At 36.6% G+C, this 18,591-nt stretch carries 16 protein-coding genes; 13 read left to right on the top strand and 3 right to left on the bottom strand.

The window, feature by feature from the left end:
* Nucleotides 1-26 precede the first annotated feature (26 nt).
* The 11 genes from ASE01S_RS05290 to ASE01S_RS05240 all read left to right on the top strand — a co-directional run bounded on the left by ASE01S_RS05290 (nt 27) and on the right by ASE01S_RS05240 (nt 13,747).
* Nucleotides 27-434: a hypothetical protein gene (locus ASE01S_RS05290; RefSeq protein ID WP_067839426.1), complete on the top strand. Its 408-nt coding sequence runs from the start codon at nt 27-29 to the stop codon at nt 432-434.
* 72 nt (nt 435-506) lie between these two features.
* Nucleotides 507-2,018: an arabinosylfuranosidase ArfA gene (gene arfA / locus ASE01S_RS05285; RefSeq protein WP_067839424.1), complete on the top strand. Its 1,512-nt coding sequence runs from the start codon at nt 507-509 to the stop codon at nt 2,016-2,018.
* Between the two features lie 14 nt (nt 2,019-2,032).
* On the top strand, nt 2,033-3,334 hold the full coding sequence (locus ASE01S_RS05280) for a glycoside hydrolase family 27 protein (RefSeq protein ID WP_067839420.1): 1,302 nt from the start codon (nt 2,033-2,035) through the stop codon (nt 3,332-3,334).
* Entirely contained in the window at nt 3,334-4,812 is a 1,479-nt protein-coding gene (locus ASE01S_RS05275) for an alpha-N-arabinofuranosidase (RefSeq protein WP_067839417.1), read from the top strand. The genes ASE01S_RS05280 and ASE01S_RS05275 overlap by 1 nt, the downstream gene beginning before the upstream one ends.
* A gap of 535 nt (nt 4,813-5,347) precedes the next feature.
* Nucleotides 5,348-8,392 (top strand): type 2 lanthipeptide synthetase LanM, encoded by a 3,045-nt coding sequence (gene lanM / locus ASE01S_RS05270; protein ID WP_067839413.1) that lies wholly within the window; start codon nt 5,348-5,350, stop codon nt 8,390-8,392.
* A 61-nt stretch (nt 8,393-8,453) separates the two neighbouring features.
* Nucleotides 8,454-8,663, top strand: coding sequence for a lichenicidin A2 family type 2 lantibiotic (locus ASE01S_RS05265; protein ID WP_067839410.1), 210 nt, complete (start codon nt 8,454-8,456; stop codon nt 8,661-8,663).
* A gap of 19 nt (nt 8,664-8,682) precedes the next feature.
* Entirely contained in the window at nt 8,683-8,880 is a 198-nt protein-coding gene (locus ASE01S_RS05260) for a mersacidin family lantibiotic (protein ID WP_067839407.1), read from the top strand.
* 451 nt (nt 8,881-9,331) lie between these two features.
* Nucleotides 9,332-10,066 (top strand): flavodoxin family protein, encoded by a 735-nt coding sequence (locus ASE01S_RS05255; RefSeq protein WP_067839404.1) that lies wholly within the window; start codon nt 9,332-9,334, stop codon nt 10,064-10,066.
* The gene (locus ASE01S_RS05250) at nt 10,063-12,207 is read left to right on the top strand and encodes a peptidase domain-containing ABC transporter (protein WP_067839401.1); all 2,145 of its coding nucleotides are present in this window, start codon (nt 10,063-10,065) and stop codon (nt 12,205-12,207) included. Before ASE01S_RS05255 ends, ASE01S_RS05250 begins: the two co-directional genes overlap by 4 nt.
* A 38-nt stretch (nt 12,208-12,245) precedes the next feature.
* Nucleotides 12,246-13,109 carry an ABC transporter ATP-binding protein gene (locus ASE01S_RS05245; RefSeq protein WP_067839398.1) on the top strand — a complete coding sequence of 288 codons (864 nt, stop codon included), beginning with the start codon at nt 12,246-12,248 and terminating at the stop codon, nt 13,107-13,109.
* Entirely contained in the window at nt 13,106-13,747 is a 642-nt protein-coding gene (locus ASE01S_RS05240) for an ABC-2 transporter permease (protein WP_067839394.1), read from the top strand. The genes ASE01S_RS05245 and ASE01S_RS05240 overlap by 4 nt, the downstream gene beginning before the upstream one ends.
* Before the next feature lie 389 nt (nt 13,748-14,136).
* Here ASE01S_RS05240 and ASE01S_RS05235 read toward each other — a convergent pair whose 3' ends face one another.
* Nucleotides 14,137-14,613, bottom strand: a complete 477-nt coding sequence (locus tag ASE01S_RS05235; protein WP_067839390.1) for a DinB family protein — start codon at nt 14,611-14,613, stop codon at nt 14,137-14,139.
* A gap of 91 nt (nt 14,614-14,704) precedes the next feature.
* Here ASE01S_RS05235 and ASE01S_RS05230 point away from each other — a divergent pair, with 91 nt between their 5' ends.
* The gene (locus ASE01S_RS05230; RefSeq protein WP_067839388.1) at nt 14,705-15,397 is read left to right on the top strand and encodes an ArsR/SmtB family transcription factor; all 693 of its coding nucleotides are present in this window, start codon (nt 14,705-14,707) and stop codon (nt 15,395-15,397) included.
* Between the two features lie 507 nt (nt 15,398-15,904).
* Here the strand turns inward: ASE01S_RS05230 and ASE01S_RS05225 are convergent.
* Nucleotides 15,905-16,303 carry a secondary thiamine-phosphate synthase enzyme YjbQ gene (locus tag ASE01S_RS05225; RefSeq protein WP_067839385.1) on the bottom strand — a complete coding sequence of 133 codons (399 nt, stop codon included), beginning with the start codon at nt 16,301-16,303 and terminating at the stop codon, nt 15,905-15,907.
* Between the two features lie 101 nt (nt 16,304-16,404).
* On the opposite strand from ASE01S_RS05225, the gene ASE01S_RS05220 reads away from it, so the two are divergent.
* Nucleotides 16,405-16,785 (top strand): RidA family protein, encoded by a 381-nt coding sequence (locus tag ASE01S_RS05220; protein WP_067839383.1) that lies wholly within the window; start codon nt 16,405-16,407, stop codon nt 16,783-16,785.
* 207 nt (nt 16,786-16,992) lie between these two features.
* On the opposite strand, the gene ASE01S_RS05215 is transcribed toward ASE01S_RS05220, so the two are convergent.
* Nucleotides 16,993-18,168: an MFS transporter gene (locus ASE01S_RS05215; RefSeq protein ID WP_067839726.1), complete on the bottom strand. Its 1,176-nt coding sequence runs from the start codon at nt 18,166-18,168 to the stop codon at nt 16,993-16,995.
* Nucleotides 18,169-18,591: the final 423 nt, after the last annotated feature.

Genomic DNA, 18,591 nt, shown 5'->3' with positions numbered 1-18,591 from the left:
ACTTGAGCAAAGAGGAGAGGTAAAAAATGAAAAGAGGCATAGAGAGAAAGCTAGTGATGATTGGAGCTACTTGGAATTTATTCACCTCGTTAATGACCTTGTTTGGCTATTATCGCTGGTTTAATCGTGAGGGAAGTCAAGCATTTCAAGGTGTTGAAGTAGAACTGGCCATCGTAGGTACATCATTAATCGATAATATCTCACGAATTATTTTAACCTTTGGATTATTTATCTTTGTTATGGCCATTGTAAATTTTTTAGTAGGATTACACCTTAAGGATGGTCAAATCCAGACTAAAATCTGGATTTGGCTTGGAATTTGGGCTTTTGTTCAACTGCTTACTTCTGACGTTATCGGCTTCCTAATATTTATGTTTGCCTTCGTTATTTATCTAGCTAAAAACAAGGCTATTCGTTTGGCTAACACTCATTAGGATAGAAGCTGATTAGGCTGGATGTAAGAAGGACATTCATATAACCATTCAAAACAGTGAGGAGAAGAGATTATGACAAAATTAAAGTCTAATATGATTTTAGACAAAAACTATCAAATTGCTAAAGTAGATGATCGTATCTACGGATCTTTTATTGAGCACCTAGGTCGTGCTGTTTATGGGGGAATCTATGAGCCAGATCATCCTGAAGCAGATGAGCAAGGTTTTCGTAAAGATGTAATTGAATTAGTAAAAGAATTAAATGTTCCAATTGTGCGATATCCTGGGGGGAATATGGTTTCTGCTTATAATTGGGAGGACGGTGTTGGACCTAAGCATGAGCGTCCTCGTCGATTAGAGTTAGCTTGGCGGACAATCGAGACAAATGAAGTAGGTACAAATGAGTTTGTTGATTGGGCGAAAAAGGTTGGCTCTGAAGTTATGATGGCGGTTAACTTGGGAACAAGAGGGATAGATGCAGCTCGTAATCTAATCGAGTACACCAATCATCCTAGCGGTACATATTGGAGTGATTTACGTCGTTCCCATGGCTACGAGCAGCCGCACAATATAAAGACATGGTGTTTGGGTAATGAGATGGATGGCCCTTGGCAAATCGGTCATAAGACAGCCTATGAGTATGGTCGTATCGCTCAGGAAACGGGTAAAGCGATGAAGCAGGTTGACCCGACGATAGAGTTAGTAGCATGTGGTAGTTCAAATACAGGAATGCCAACATTTCCTGAGTATGAAGCAACAACATTAGATATTGCTTATGATCAGGTTGATTTTATTTCATTACATCAATACTATGGTAACCGGTCTAATGATCCGGCCAACTATTTAGCCAAAAGTATGGATATGGATCATTTTATTAATACAGTTATTGCGACTTGTGATTATATTAAGGCTAAACATCGAAGCAAAAAATCAATTTATTTAAGCTTTGATGAATGGAATGTTTGGTACCATTCTAATGATGCAGATAAGAAAATCGAGCCATGGTCCATTGCTCCACCACAATTGGAAGATCACTATAATTTTGAAGATGCACTTTTAGTTGGAAGTATGTTAATTACTTTCTTACAGCACGCTGACCGTGTCAAAATGGCTGCAATGGCTCAGCTTGTCAATGTGATTGCTCCAATAATGACAGAAAACAAAGGCCGAGCATGGAAGCAGACCATTTTCTATCCATATATGCATGCATCGATCTATGGCCGTGGTATTTCATTAAAGCCAATTCTTAACACGCCAAAATATGATTCACAGGATTTCACGGATGTGCCTTATGTTGATAGTGCGGCGGTCTATAATGAGGAGAATCAAGAACTTACCATTTTCCTTGTCAATAAGCATTTGGAATCTGCAATGCCAATAGAAATTGACTTAAGAAGCTTTGATAATTATCAGTTAGTCGAACATATTGAACTCGTTCATGATGATTTAAAAGCTGTTAATACAGCTGATCATCAAGCTGTTGCTCCACAGTTAAACAAAGATACCAAGCTTGATAATGGCCATTTAACGGCTCAATTAGCCAAAACGTCTTGGAATGTAATCAGATTAAAAAATAACAACTAGTAGGTGAATCAACTATGTACCACCACCAATTTGCACTCACTCCGCCAATGGGTTGGAATAGCTGGGACTGTTATGGTGCAACAGTAACTGAGGAAGAGGTCAAGGGAAACGCAGAGTATATGGCACAACATTTAAAAGAATACGGCTGGGAGTATGTAGTAGTCGATATTCAGTGGGCAGAGCCAGGTGCTGTATCCTCTGCCTACCGTCCATTTGTTCCTCTGGAAATGGATGAATATTCTCGACTTATTCCGGCTGAAAATCGTTTTCCCTCAGCCAAAGGAGGAAAAGGCTTTAAACCACTAGCAGACTATGTACATGGTTTAGGCTTAAAATTTGGTATTCATATTATGCGCGGTATTCCGCGACAGGCTGTCCATCGAAATACGAGAATCAAAGGTACGAACATGACAGCAAGACAAATAGCCGCGACGAATTCAATTTGTCCGTGGAATACGGATATGTATGGACTTGATACCAGTCATGAAGCAGCACAGAACTATTATCATTCTTTATTTGAACTTTATGCTGAATGGGGAGTCGATTTTGTAAAGGTTGATGATATTGCCGACTCTAAGTTATATGGATCACATGTTGAAGAAATAAAAATGATTCGAAAAGCAATTGATCATTGTGGTCGACCGATGGTATTAAGTCTCTCTCCAGGTCCGGCAGCATTGCATGATGCAGCTATTCTTGAAGAAAACGCGAATATGTGGAGAATGACGGATGACTTTTGGGATTTATGGCCACCGCTTTATGATATGTTCGAGCGCTGTTATCGCTGGAGTAAAAATGTAGGGCCAGGCTATTGGCCGGATGCGGATATGTTACCGCTAGGGCATATTGGGATCCGTTCAGTTGATGGTGGTGCGAGTGATCGTTATACACGTTTTACTAAGGATGAACAAATAACAATGATGACACTTTGGGCGATATTCCGATCGCCACTCATGTTTGGTGGTGAACTACGAGATAATGATGAGTTTACGTTATCCTTATTAACCAATGAAGACTTACTTAAAGTTCATCGTGAAGGTTTAGGTGGGCGGCAGCTCTATCGCTATCAAGATCGAGTTGTATGGTGTTCCCAAACACCCGATCATGAGATTTATCTAGCATTGTTTAATATTGGTGACCACGAACAGCAAGTTTCAGTTAAGCTCGAGCAATTGGGAATTGGTCTAGAACAAATTGATTTTGCCAAAGATGTTTGGCAAGACCAAGAAGTGCAAGTTAATCAAGACCAGTTATCTAGTAATCTACGTCCGCATGCGTGTCAACTTTTGAAAATACATGTAAAAGAGGTGCTTTAATGAGTAACAAAGTTGTAATGAACGCCGATGTATCACATGGCAAAATTGATAAAAATATATACGGTCACTTTGCTGAACATTTAGGTCGATGCATCTATGAAGGTCTATGGGTAGGAGAAGACTCTCCAATTCCAAATACAAATGGGATCCGAAATGACGTATTACAGGCATTGAAAGACTTAAATATTCCTGTCTTACGTTGGCCTGGTGGTTGTTTTGCTGATGAGTACCACTGGAAGGATGGCATTGGACCACGAGAGCAACGAAAAAGAATGGTCAATACTCACTGGGGTGGTGTCATTGAAAATAATCACTTTGGTACCCATGAGTTTCTAATGCTATGTGACATGCTTGATACTGAGCCATACATTAATGGTAATGTGGGTAGCGGAACGGTACAAGAAATGTCAGAGTGGGTTGAATACATGACCTTTGATGGTGAATCACCAATGGCCAATTGGAGAAAAGAAAACGGAAGAGAAGAACCGTGGAAGGTCAAGTATTTTGGTGTTGGTAATGAGAATTGGGGCTGTGGTGGTAATATGCGCCCACAATACTACGCCGACTTATATCGTCGCTTCCAGACTTATGTGCGTAATTATGGTGATAATAAGATTTTTAAAATTGCTGGGGGTCCAAATGTTGACGATTATCACTGGACCGAAGTATTAATGCGTGAAGCTAGACATTTAATGGATGGATTAAGCCTGCATTATTACGTTCATCCTGGTGGGTTCATGAATAAAGGTGATGCAGTAAGATTTGATCAACAAGAATGGAAAATCTCTATGCAGAAGGCCGTTTTTATTGAAGAACTTATTGAGAAACATAGTACGATTATGGATAAGTATGATCCAGAGAAGCGTATTGCTCTAATCATAGATGAATGGGGCGCTTGGTATGATGTTGAGCCTGGTACGAATCCTGGATTCCTTTACCAACAAAACACTGTTCGTGATGCTGTTATTGCGGGTGTTTCCTTAAATATCTTTAACAATCACAATGATCGAGTTAGAATGGCTAATATTGCCCAGATGGTTAATGTTATTCAAGCTATGGTACTAACTGATGAAGATAAAATGCTATTGACTCCAACGTATCATGTCTTTAGAATGTACAAAGTTCATCAAGATGCTGAACGAATAGATTTAAGTCTTGATTCTAAAATGCTTGAAGTGGATGGTAAGCAGCATCCACAGGTCAGTGCATCTGCTTCAAAAGCAGAAGATGGAACCATCCATGTTAGCTTATGTAACTTGGATAATGATAATCAAGCGGACATTGATTTTGAACTTCGAGGTACTGATTTTACTAACGTATCTGGTGAAATCATTACATCAGAAAAAATGAATGATCACAACACCTTTGAAAACCCTGATAAAGTGGCCCCGACAAACTTTACCGGTTTTGTGAAAGAAGGTTCAAAATTAAAGGTGACTTTACCTGCCATGTCTGTTGTCGTATTAACGATTAAATAAGAAATAAGCCTGTCAAAGAGTTATAGTATTGTATGAAAGAATATAATAGAGGATCAAAGCTCCCCTTATTGCTCAGATTTTTCTGCCAGCTTTAAGGGGAGCTTTTTTTGAGTGGAGACAGCCACATCTTCACATATCGTTGAGTGGGAAAAACCCCTGAACGAAGTTTCACTTTATGAAAGTATTTACGAACAACGGATTTTTAAGATTAGAAACTTCAAAAAAAACACCTAAAGAGTTTAATAAATACTCTGCGATAAACGATTTACAATAACCTGAAGTGTATTGATATACCACATAAATTATTTTCTACTTTTATTTCCCCTATGTGTTAACTTCTCATACTTGTAAAACAATCATACTTAAGCCTATAAGAAATAAATGATTTTTTGTCATATTATGATGGTTTTTGGTTTATTTAGTAAAAATAATATTAATTTCAATTAATTGGTTGATTTGTGGATTTATTACTGCTAATATATTCAAAGAAATGGAAGCGTAGTTTAATAGATTAAAGTGAGGAGGGTGATTGGAATTGTATGATTTAAAATTAGAAAAAAGCACGACCATTAATGAAAGAGTAAATATATTTTCAGAAACAGATAAGGAAACATACTTGGTTGATAATGTATCGCGTTGGAAAAGCATACGTAGTTTAACTAATGACGAAGATTTCAGAAATTTCTTAAATGTTAGTGGGACATCATTAGAAGAATTTAATTATGCTATTAAGGAATTAGATAACACTGATACATTAACGGTTAGAAATTATATTGAGGATACTGATTGGTATAAGCTATTCATAGAGGTACTACAGGAGTATCAAACCATTGAAAAAATAACAGATAGGGAATTATTAGATATCGGCTATATCATTCATCCTTTTCTACTGTATTTTCAAAAAAAGATTCAAAATCTAGTTAATGGTATTTCAAAGTTCTCTATTACTGAAACAGTTATTAAAAAGATAATTACTAATCATGCCCAAGTGATTAGTGATATTTATAATAAGGTAATTATTATAGATCTTAATATCTATCTACAAAGTGCTGGGGAAGAGAAAAAAGAATTTGCTGACTATGTAGAAGAACGATTCAGCCATTGTGATGATCTAATAGAATTTTATTCTAAATATGCTGTTTGTACAAGGCTTGCTGTTATAAAAACTAAGCATATGTTAGATTTTTTAACTGAATCTTTTTTAAGGTTAGAAGCTAATGTGAGTGAATTTAATCATGTCTTTAACCTTAAAATACAAAATGACCAGCTAACAGATATTTCTCTATCCATCGGTGACTCACATCAACAAGGAAGGTCTGTCATTATTTTTTCATTTAATCAAGATAAGGTCGTTTATAAACCAAGAAACTTAAAAATTGCAGATGCGTATTATCAATTTATTAAGTGGATAAACACACAAAATCAACTACTAGAAATGAAAACAATTAAAGGGATTTATCAAGAGGATTTTTCATTTCAGGAATATGTAAGTCATGATGAATGCTCGTCACTAGAAGAGATAGAAGATTACTATACACGATTTGGGTATAATATTGCGTTAGCGTATATACTATGCGCAAATGACTTCCACATGGAAAACCTCATTGCTAATGGTCCACACCCTATATTGATTGATTTAGAGACTATTGTTCAAAGTGATAGACAAATCGAGTATCCAGATGCGGCAGATGCTGAGGTTCAAAAGCAATTTTTAGATACATCTGTCTTAAATTCAGCCCTCTTACCAACTGTTGCCTTCACAAATATTGAAAATCAGGGAATAGATATCGGTGCGCTAAGTGGAAAATCAGAGAAGTTACCATATAAAATTTTAGCGCCTATTAATGTGAATCAAATAGATATGAAATATGAAAATGTTGAGTATGTTCGACCAGGAGCAAATAATCTCCCACTATTAAATGGAGAGACAATTGACTTTTATAACTACCGAGATCATATTTTAGCAGGTTTTAAACAGATGCTTGGTTTTTTTAAAGATAAGAAAAAAGAGTTGTTATCTTCCGATAGTATCTTAAGTGTTTTTAAAGACAAAGTAACACGTACGATTGTGAAAAATACGGATGCTTACGCAACAATGATAGGCTATTCCAATCATCCCAATTACTGTGAAGATATGATTAAGAAAGAAAAGTTACTGGAAAATATGTGGAGCTATCCTCATAAAAGAAAAGAAATTGTCCTCTATGAGATAGAAGATATGTTAGATAATGACATACCTATATTTTTGAGCAACACATCAAGTCTGGATTTGTTTTCTAGTAAACACAAATGTATTAAAAACTATTTTCAAGATACGGGATATAATAAGATGCTCAACATGTTTAAGACCTTAGATGATGATGCGATTACCAAGCAATTGTCAGTAATAAAAGTGAGCTTAGGTATTTATGATGAACAAGTTTCTAGGATGAAAGCTAACACAACTGACTTTTACCAGGTATGCCCGACAACCGACAGTAAGTTGCTTCAGGAAGCTCGCAGAATTGGAAATAGGATATTACAGGATAGTTACATAAATAGTGCTAAAAACGAATTATCTTGGGTCAATATTAATCTCTCTAACAAAAATTGGACAGTGAATGCAATGAACGAGAGTTTGTATGAGGGCAAGGCGGGTGTCGGATTATACTTGTTTGAATTATACAAGGTGACAAAAGATCCACTTTTTTATGAAGGTTATAAAAAGGCAATAAACGCTACTCTACTTAGTACAAAGTATAGCACTAACTACTCAGCATATAATGGTAAGTTGTCTATAATATTTCCAATTTTGAATGAGATTAAATTTATCGGGGAGTCAGAGTATAAAGATCATTTAGTCACTTATTTTAAAGAATTAAAAAAGGACTTAATAACAATAGCAGAAGTTGATTGGTTGAATGGATTAGCTGGGCTCCTTGGGCTTACAGTCACAGCATATACAGTATTGAACGATCACTTTTATTTAAACCTCGCCAAAGACATTGCTGGTAGTTTGTTAATTAAACAGCAACAACTCAAAAATGAATTGAAGGAAGGATTCGCGCATGGATGTTTAGGTATGGCATACGCACTTATTCGTCTCTATGAGCAAACTTCAATAGAACTTTATAAGCAAAAAGCGTATGAACTGATTAGACATGAAAAAGTTCTGTTAGGGAACTGTGAAGATCAGTACAAATGGTGTTGGGGAAGTATTGGTGTAGGGCTTGCATTGCTCGACATTTATAAAGTAACGAATGACGATTTTATTAAAGCGTCTATTACTGATATTACAGCCGAATTTCCTAACGAATGGAAAAATGATGATTGCATTTGTCATGGTAACCTGGCAGATATACTTTTCTTCAGTCAACTGCAAAAGAGTGGGTTGAATGAGGACGTAGCTGAACATGAATTTTTAATAAGACTTGCTTCGGTTATGTCTAGAAAAGAAGAACAAAAGGACTTTAGCATTTCTCAACTTGATGGGTTACCTAATTATACATTATTTACTGGATTAAGTGGCGTAGGCTACGGCATGCTGAGATTGCTTAAACGCCCATTAGAGATATCGGATGTGTACACTCTAAAAGTGTAGTTTTCAAATTATAGTAATGCTAGCGTTAATAAGAGTGGTTGTGTTTGAGGGAGAGGGAAAATTGAAAAATCTAAGTTCAAATCATACCAATATGCTTGTTGGAAGCGCATTCGAAGATTTATCTTTGGAGGAAATGGCGATAACACAAGGTGGGGCAGCAAAGATTACAACCTCATCAGCAGCATGCTTGAAGACTGTAACCGTATCTTCAGGTTGGTGTAGTGCAGGTGTGGTTGTTAGCACAGTAGTATACTCTGTTATGAAATGTTAGTTGAAGGGAGCGATTTTTAATGAACTTAACTTCTGGAAAAAGCTTAAATGTAAATGAAGTAAGTAAATTGGTAGGGAAGTCCTTTGAGGAATTATCATTAGAGGAAATGGCACAATCTCAAGGGGGCGGTGAGGTTGTTGCATTATCTGGTCCGCCTTGCTTCCTTTTAACAGCAGGATCGGCACTATTACTTACTTTTTGGCAATGTAAAAACTAGAGTAATCAAATAACTAAAGACACAACCACTCGTATTAACGCTAGCATTTATTCATTCAGCAGAATTCTCCCACTTTTGTTGTAGTGTGATTGTCTGGGGCTGCGATTACTCGCCCCATTTAAGGGCTTTTGTAAGACTCCCACTTCAAGAAATAAGGGAACACGTCATGTCTAAGTGGGAGATCCAACAGCCCGTAACGGCCTGATTGGTTCAAATAACGTTCAGTGTGGGAGAGAGGAAGCTAACTAAGTTCGCGACGTCGTGTAGGCAACGTCTCCACGGGCATATCCTATGCGTCGAAACCCCCACTGAACGAAGTTTCACTTTATCGAGCTTCAAAATCTGGGCTAATGACCGTTAAATTTATGACTACATTACAACTTAGTTTTATATGAATACTAAGGTAATAATCAATACCTAAAAAACAATAGTTCCTTTGGAGGCGAAGGTTGTGAAGAACATATTTGTATACGTAGCAAGTAGAAGACACAAACGATCGCATACCTATTATTTTGCAGAGAAAGTGATTGAGTCGGTAGAGAAGCTAACGGAAATAAACTATGAAATTTTTACTCCGAGTAATGTTAATATCGAATATTGTTCAGGCTGCCAATATTGCTTTAAGCATGCCCATTGCATCAAAAGTAATAAGGATGACATGGATATGATTGAAGATAAACTTATTAAAGCAGATTTTATCATATTTGCTAGCCCTGTGTATGTTCATAATGTTTCTGCGGATATGAAAAATTTAATTGATCGTATAGGATATTGGGGGCATCTCCTTAAACTTGCAGGAAAGGGTAGTGCAGTGTTAACCACTAATATGTCAAATGGTCATGATACCGCCGCAGATTACTTAGATAAAGTGTTAACATCCTTTGGTAGTACAGTAGTGGCCAAGTATAATGCTGCTACAAATTACCCTGATCAATTAAATAATCCCGATTGGCTAGCTGCAGTATGTGAGATTATAAGTCTTTCTATTGTAGATTGTTTAGAGAATGGGGTCGAATCTAATCCTGCACTGGAAGCGTTATTTACCTCACTAAAAGAAATGATGATTCTATACAAAGAACATGGGATTAATGAGGGCGAATGGAGATACTGGGAAGAGAATAATTTATTTGACTATGATTCGTTCGCATCAGTACTTTCTCGAGTAAATGGAGACTTGGTTAGATGAGAAGAATAAAGTTAATAGAGCAAATGGAGCATAGTGAGTGTGGGTTAGCTTGTGCAGCAATGATTATAAATTATTTGGGTGGTAAGATAAATTTAAACCAATTAAGGGATGAATATGGCGTCCCGAATGGAGGGTACAACCTATTACAATTAAGTGAAATTCTAAATGCGTATAAAGTAAAAACAAAAGGTATAAGAATTCACGATATTAGCGGGTTGGAAAAAAAATTTTTTCCATGTATAGCTTTTTGGAAGGGCACGCATTTTGTAATCATTGAAAAAGTCTCAAATAAGATTACGATCATTGACCCGACAAGTGGAAGAAGAAAAATATCTGTCACGGAATTTTTAGATAATTTTTCAGGTGTAGCTTTAATATTGTTAGATAGTAGACTTAAAATAGCGCAAAAAAAGGAGAAACACCATACTTTTTTAAGGGACTTAATAAATTATAATAAAAGATTGTTATTGTCCCTTCTATTTGTTACCATAATATTGCAGTTAATTACATTAATAATTCCTTATATGATTCAACGTATTACTGACTCAATTCATTATGAAAGTTTACAAGGGCAAGGTAGTTACATCTTTAGTCTTTTTATTATTGTGTTTGGGTATTACCTGACGAATATTATTAGGGCAATCCTTATTACTAAATTACAGGTCAATATGGACGATATGCTCCTGACTAAGATCCTAACTCACTTGTTAAAGGTACCCATTAGATTTTTTGATAATCGAAGTAAAGGAGAAATTATATTTAGAATTAATTCAAATTCTTACATTAGACAAATAATAAGTGAAAAGATAATAACGGTATGTATTGATGTGATCTTTTTCTTTCTATATTTATTTGCTATGATTCGGCTCAATTTGGAGTTGTCTTTGATCATTATGTTACTAGGTTTAGTAATCTGTACGCTATCGCTTGTTTACACTAAAAAACTGAATAGCATTGAGCAAAATCAAATTATCTATTCAGTTAAGACGCAGAATATGGTTACAGAAATTGTTGAAAATATTGCTACAATTAAGGCGTTTGGAGTAGAAGATTCAGTAAAGGCAAAGTGGAAAGAAGCTTTTAATAAACAAATGAAGTATGAGGGGATTAAAGCGAAGTATAATGCGTTGTTAGGGAATCTTCCTACGACGATTCAAGTTGCCTTTCCAGCCTTTGTATACATAGTTGGTAGTAGTTACGTACAAAGTGAAGCCATAACTATTGGTGAATTGATAGCGTTCAATACGTTAGCAGGTTTTTTCTTGACACCAATCATGTCTTTAGTTGGCTCTTATTCAGATATTAGTATTGTGAAAATATATATTAGAAAGTTGCTAGATATAATAGATTCTAACGTTGAAGATAATGGGAATACCCCGTTACAAATAAGAAGTGGCGAGCTCAGCTTAAGAGATGTCCATTTCCAATATAATAAATTCTCTCCTTTTGTTTTAAAAGATATTAATATTAATATTGAGAGCGGATCTAAAGTAGCTATTGTGGGGAATAGCGGTTCCGGAAAGAGTACACTCTTGAAAATAATGGCATCACTATATCAGCCCACCTCAGGCTCACTTTACATTGATGATGTGGATACAAGGTGCCTGAATAGGAGAACAATTAGACAACAGTTAGGTATCGTTTTACAAGAAGCAGAGTTATTTAATGAAACGATTAAAAACAATATTCTCTTTTATCGTAAACAAGATATAAATAATTTAAATGAAATTTTAAACGCCTTAAAGATAAATGATATGCTAAAAGGCTCACCAATAGGTATCGAAACGATTGTCTCAGAAGGCGGAACCAATTTTTCTGGAGGTCAGCGCCAACGTATTTCAACAGCTAGGGCATTGTACAATGGTCCTAAAATACTCCTTTTAGACGAGCCGACAAGTTCATTAGATAGTGGGGCTGTCAGAGATTTTATGGATATAATATTTCAATCAGATGTCACGTGTGTGATGATTTCACACAGATATCATGATATGGAGAAGTTTGATCTTATTTATGTTTTAGAAGAAGGTCAAATCGTTGCCCAAGGCAGTCATGAACAACTTTTAAACATGTCAAATACGTATAAAAAATTATATCTTAATAAAGAGGAATTTGAGACTCTCTCATCTGAATTAAGTACGTAGATAGCTTATTTTATCATAATGTGTGGAGGTAAGATAACGTGAGTGAACATTTGATTAGCATGAAAAATGTAGCCAAGACCTATGACGAATTCAAATTAGATAAGGTCTCCCTTAATATTCCAAAGGGGAAAATAATTGGATTGATTGGAGAAAATGGTTCTGGGAAAACAACCATTATCAAATTAATATTGAATGAAGTTCAGAAAGATAGTGGTGAAATCCTTGTTTTTGGCAAGAAAAATGATCTGAATATTAAGTCGAATAAAGAGGATTTGGCAGTCATTTTTGATACTAACCATTTTCATGAAATTTTCAATGCCCAAGAGATAGGAAAGTTTATGAAAAAAATTATTCACCGTTGGGATGATCATAAATATGAGGAATTGTTAGCTACTTTTAATTTACCAGCTAATAAACCAATAAAGGATTTTAGTCATGGTATGAAAGTAAAGCTTAACTTTGCAATAGTGTTATCTTATGCACCTAAGCTACTCATTTTAGATGAGGCGACAAATGGATTAGATCCAATGGTAAGAAGAGAGATTTTAGATATATTACAAAGATATGTTGCGAATAAAGAACGATCAGTTTTTATTTCTTCACACATTATCAGTGATCTTGATCGTATTGCTGATCAAATTATTTTGCTCCACCAAGGTAACATTTTATTAGATGAAGAGAAAGAGACATTACTGAATAAGTACGGCATCGCTACTTGTACGAATGATTACTTTAATAAAATAAACCCAAATGACATCCTTATGTTCAATAGAGACTTCGGAAAGATGAATGTCCTTGTTACAGATAGAAGGGCATTTAAACAAAAGCATCCTAAGTGTGAGTGGTTAATCCCTAATCTGGAAGACTTGCTTTATCTTTTTGTTAGGGGGGAAAGAGCGTGAATGGTTTAATCTTAAAGGATCTACTTATTTTGAGTAAAAAAGCTAAACTTCCAGAGATATTGATTCAATTAGTGCTTTCTATGCTCTTCGCTTGGCAATATGGTATTAATTATTTAATCCCCATTCTTGTCTTTTTGTTTTCCTTAACAAATATTAATTGCTTTTATGTGTTAAGTAGTGAAGATGAAAAGGTAAAATGGAAGCAACAATTATCTGCCCTTCCATTAAGTCGAGATGATATTATTAATAGTCGACATCTGACTATTTTATTTACTTCCTTATTACAACTACTTTTTTTAACAATTATTTCGTTGGTTATGCAGATTTTTGTAGAGGAGCTTAATCTTTTAAGCTCGATATTAGTAAGTTTTTTTGGCTCGATCTTTGTGTTCTTAGCAGGTATGTTACATATCTCATTGCGGAAAGTTTTGGGTGTCACAGCATCCATACTATCTATGGTTTTATCAATGGCGATTTTTGCATTGCTTGCTTATATGTGGAGTAAAATGGATTTCGATCTACTAGCTGCTTCATACGGAGATTATATATTTCTATTTGCAACTGCTATTGTTATGGCCGGCATGATTGAACGATTATGCTATTTCTTTGAAAAGGTTTTTTACTATAGGCATGAGTAAGTTGCTTGAGAATTAGGCTATGTTGGGTCGTTAGTCATTCAAAATTACTTTATCGCAGTGTAACTGGCTGTATCAAGCAAATAAGTGAACACGTCATGTCTAAGTGGGAGATCCAACAGCCAGTGACGGTCAACTAACGTTCAGTGTGGGAGAGAGGAAGCTGATTAATTTCGCAACATCTGCACGAGCGCATCCTATGCGTCGCTCCCCCACTGAACGAAGTTTCACTTTAACAATCTGCTGGTACTATGGGTGTACCCATGAATGTTAATAATACGATTAGTCGATCGGGATTCCTATCGCTAATGTCATTCTTCATTACGGAGCGTCGCACCTTGATAGAAAAATACGAACTCATCCCTCCCTAATTAAGACAATCTATCTAAATACTAATCCCAGATATTCGGCCTTCTAACTTGGGCTGTACGTAAATAATCAAGAAGTTGACCGGTATGAACAGATTCATGATAAGCAATTCTTAGGAGCATATCGCCAAGTGGTCGGATATATCCAACATCTGACCTGTCTATTAGAATATCTTTTAATTCCTCATTGCTGAGTGACTTAACAAAGCTTAGGAACTTCTGCCGATAAGGTTGAGCAAATGCTAATTCTTCTTCAACGGTTGTAAACGGTTTTGATTGATAAGGATTATAAAAATTTTTTATAGGCGAATGCATTTGATTTTCTAATATTTGATGGTAAAGATACTCTCCTTCAAGAACGTGTCTTATCATGTCTTGACACGTCATCGCTTCAGAATCTGGGCGCCATTCTAATACCTTATCGGGGATAGATGTCCAAACTTTAATACTACGACGTCGGATTTCTTCAAAATTTAAAATAATTAAGTCATTTACATTCATGATTAGTTTTCCTCCTCGTTCCACTATTTTATCATGGGGATACTTCGGTTATAATCGAAGTATATCTGTATATTTTTTGGAGGGATGAAAGATGGGGAGTAGACCAGATTTCTCCAATGTTGCAAAGTTAATAGGCGATCGATCTAGAGCTGCTATGTTAGATGCCCTTCTTGGGTTAGATGGACTCCCAGCAACTGAGCTAGCGAAGAAAGCCAATATTTCGTTACAAACTGCAAGTAGTCATTTAGCAAAATTAGTTGAGGGTAATCTCATTCGTGCAGAAAAACACGGTCGTCACCGCTACTATCGTTTAGCCAATTCTGATGTGGCTCAAGCATTAGAAAGGTTGACTGTTATTGCGCCACCCACACGAATTAGTTCCCTAAAAGATTCCACTCGAGCTGAAAGCATTCGAACTGCCCGAACTTGTTATGATCATTTGGCAGGGAGGCTAGGTGTGTCTTTAACAGAAGCCTTTATAAAGAGAGGTTATTTGATAGAAGATCAAGATAATTTTTTGGTAACAGATATGGGAGAAAAATTCTTTAATGATTTTGATATCAATCTTGCTGAATTGCGCAAAAAAAGAAGATACTTTGCCCGAAAGTGCCTTGATTGGAGTGAAAGACGATACCATCTTGCCGGCTCTTTAGGTCATGCTGTGATGATAAGGTTATTAGATCTAGGTTGGATTGACAAGCTGCCTGATCGGGCGATAAAGGTTACCAAAAAGGGAAGAGTGGGCTTAAGCGAATGCTTAGGCATAACTGAAGATCACTTGTAAAATGAACATCTCAAATACAAGAGAATGCCGATTTCTTTGATAAATAAGAGAATCGGCTTTTTTATCGCAGTGTAACGGGCTGGGGCTGCGATTACTCGCCCCATCGAAGGGCTTTTGTAAGTTTCCACTACAAGAATTAAGGGAACACGTTATGTCAAAGTGGAAGATCCAACAGCCAGTAACGGCCCGATTGGTTCAACTAACGTTCAGTGGGGGAGAGAGGAATCTAACTAAGTTCGCGACGTCGTGCCGTAACGTCTGCACGAGCACATCCTATGCGTCGCCCCCCTACTGAACGAAGTTTCACTATATCGTATTTTGGGTTATTTTTTTCTCGGATTTTTCTATTAGTACCTTTGTTCGATCAGAAAGCTAGTCAATTAACTTAGCCAAATAATTTCGCTAAATAAAGCCTTTTGAATGGGCAATGTCAATATCAACTGTGTCATCACTTATTTCCCAACATATTAGCCAAGTAATTTTTACAACAAAACAAGTGGCTGATCATTAATCCATATACTTGACGTGAAACTGACGTGAACGTGGACCATCAAATTCACAAAAATAAACGCCTTGCCACGTACCAAGAACGAGTGTGCCTGCATTAATCACAAGTGTTTGAGCATGACCAACTGTGCTTGTTTTTAAGTGAGCAGCAGTATTGCCTTCTATGTGGCGATCCAAATGGTGCTCCCAAGGATAGATTTCATCCAGCCGCCTTAGAAAGTCTGTTTTTACATCAGGATCAGCATTTTCATTAACAGTAATTCCGGCTGTGGTATGTAATGATGAGACGATGACAATTCCATTCTCCAGTCCATTAGAAGTAATCCAATCCTGAATCTGTTCCGTAATCTCAATCATATCGCTATGCTTAGTCGTTTTAACTGAAAATGTAGTCAACATGTTTGTTCCTCCAATTTGTTTTTTGTTAGTACTAGTTTAATAAAAATAAGAAGTATGGTAAAATTTTTAGCAAATATTTTTTAGTAAGGGAGACTAATAAAATGAGTCGAACAGCTATCGAAACAAAGCACGCTCCACAAGCAATAGGTCCCTACTCTCAAGCGATTGATTTAGGAGATTTTATTTTTGTATCTGGTCAAATTCCGCTTAATCCTGAGACAATGGAAGTCGTAGCAGGTGGAATTAAAGAACAAACTCAGCAAGTCATGAAAAATCTTGCTGCTGTTTTGAAAGAGGCCGGACTGTCATTCGATCATGTCGCTAAGTTTACCATCTATTTAACAGATATGAATGATTTTGCAGCGTTAAATGAAACGTATGCGGCCTACTTGACCGCTCCTTATCCAGCTCGAGCTACTGTCGAAGTAAGCCAGCTGCCAAAAGGTGTAAAGGTTGAAATGGATGTTATTGCAAAGCGTTAAAGCAGAACCGCCTGTTTAACCTGAAAAACAATTGAACGATTAAAATAAAACGCATGTGTTCTAGAATGATCACATGCGTTTTACTAGTTAACGAATATTTTAGATATAAACAGCTATGTGGGACTAAGAGTCGGCTTTTAACAATTAACCGAAGATCAAACATTTATTGACTCATTAATATATACTTTAACCAATTTTAACTGCTACTCAAACATGGTTTGGCACAAGCTCAGGGTGTCGCCTCTGGGCAATAACCATGATGATTCCACAGAGCAATAATAAGCCACTTGTCGAAAGGAAAACAGCAGGATAGCCAAAAGAAGCCGAAATGGTTCCACCTAGAGTTGGACCAATCATATTACCAAAGAAACGGAGGCTTGTGTTATAGCCAAGGACTTCTCCTTGCATTGAGATTGGAGCCTCCTGCCGTATATAGGCAATGCGAATGGGAATAATACCGCCAATAGCGAGACCAAGGAGGAAACGAAGAAGTACCAATTGCCATAGGCTACTAACAAATCCACCTGGAAAGTAAACGATACCTGCAGCAAAAAATAGTATCGTTAAAATTTTAATATAGCCAACTCGATCTCCGATGGTTCCCCATTTACGAGCCATAATTAAGTTACCAAGTCCAGCCGCTGAAAAGGCTAGTCCAGAATAGAAGGCGACATTGGTAAGCCCATTTAGCTCAACAACAAAGAGCGATAAGATAGGCTGGACACTGAAGTGGGCAATTTGTACGACCATTGACATGATCATCACGATTAAAAGCATCGGATGACGCAAAATATGCAGTAATACTTGCTTGCCTGTGTATTGAACAGGTTGTTCTTCTTCTTGAATGCGATACTCTTTAATACCAAATAAAACAAGAAAGCTTGATAGAATAAGGACAAGAGCTACCCATTGAAAACTAGCTGAGTAGCCAAATGTATCGGCCAAGACTCCTCCGAGTAATGGTCCCATCAGTGTACCTGTAATACTACCCGTCTGAAGTGTGCCTAACACACGCCCAGCAACACGCTTTGATGTTTGGGTGGCGATAAGTGCTTGCGACATGGAGATAAACCCCGTAAAAATCCCCATAAAAAGCCGTAAAATGAATAATTGGAGAATAGATGTCACAAAGCCCATTAAAAAGAGGGAGATGCTTAAGCCAAAGCCAAAGGCAACTAAAATCATTTTTCGACCATATTTATCCCCGATTCTTCCCCAAATCGGTGAGAAAATAAAGGCTGTCACAAAGGTAATACTAAAGATGAGACCTGACCATGTTTGAACATAGCTCGTTGAGTAATCTCCTAATGAATCAATATAGAGTGACAGAAAAGGTTGTACCATCGTAATGCTTCCCGCAATAAAAAAATTAGCGATCCACATTATCTTTATATTTCTTTTAATCAGTTGTTCGGTCTGGATGTCGATCACTTCTTTCAAAAATATTTCGTCTCTCTAAATATATGATAACATATTTTTAAAAACTTGAAACTTTTCTGCAAATCCCTGCTTTTTCCTAGTTTTTTGAGGTGTTTTTGCGTAGAATAGAGGGTAATAATGTTTCCTTTTTCTAAGATTTTTCGAAGAGAGAGGGTTATGCGCTTGTCGTCTTTGACAGCGATGATTTTAACTTTATTTAGCAGCAGTCTCCCACTTAGAAATGACGTGTTCCCTTATTTCTTGAAGTGGGAGTCTTACAAAAGCCCTTCGATGGGGCGAGTAATCGCAGCCCCAACAAGTTACACTGCGATAAAACCTGGGCGTAAATACGCCGAGGCGCATTTGATCAAGTGAAATTAAGCTTCG

This window comes from Amphibacillus sediminis NBRC 103570, from assembly GCF_001552275.1.
GTDB classification, from domain to species: Bacteria; Bacillota; Bacilli; order Bacillales; family Amphibacillaceae; genus Amphibacillus_B; species Amphibacillus_B sediminis.
This window is presented reverse-complemented; position numbering and strand designations above follow the sequence as displayed.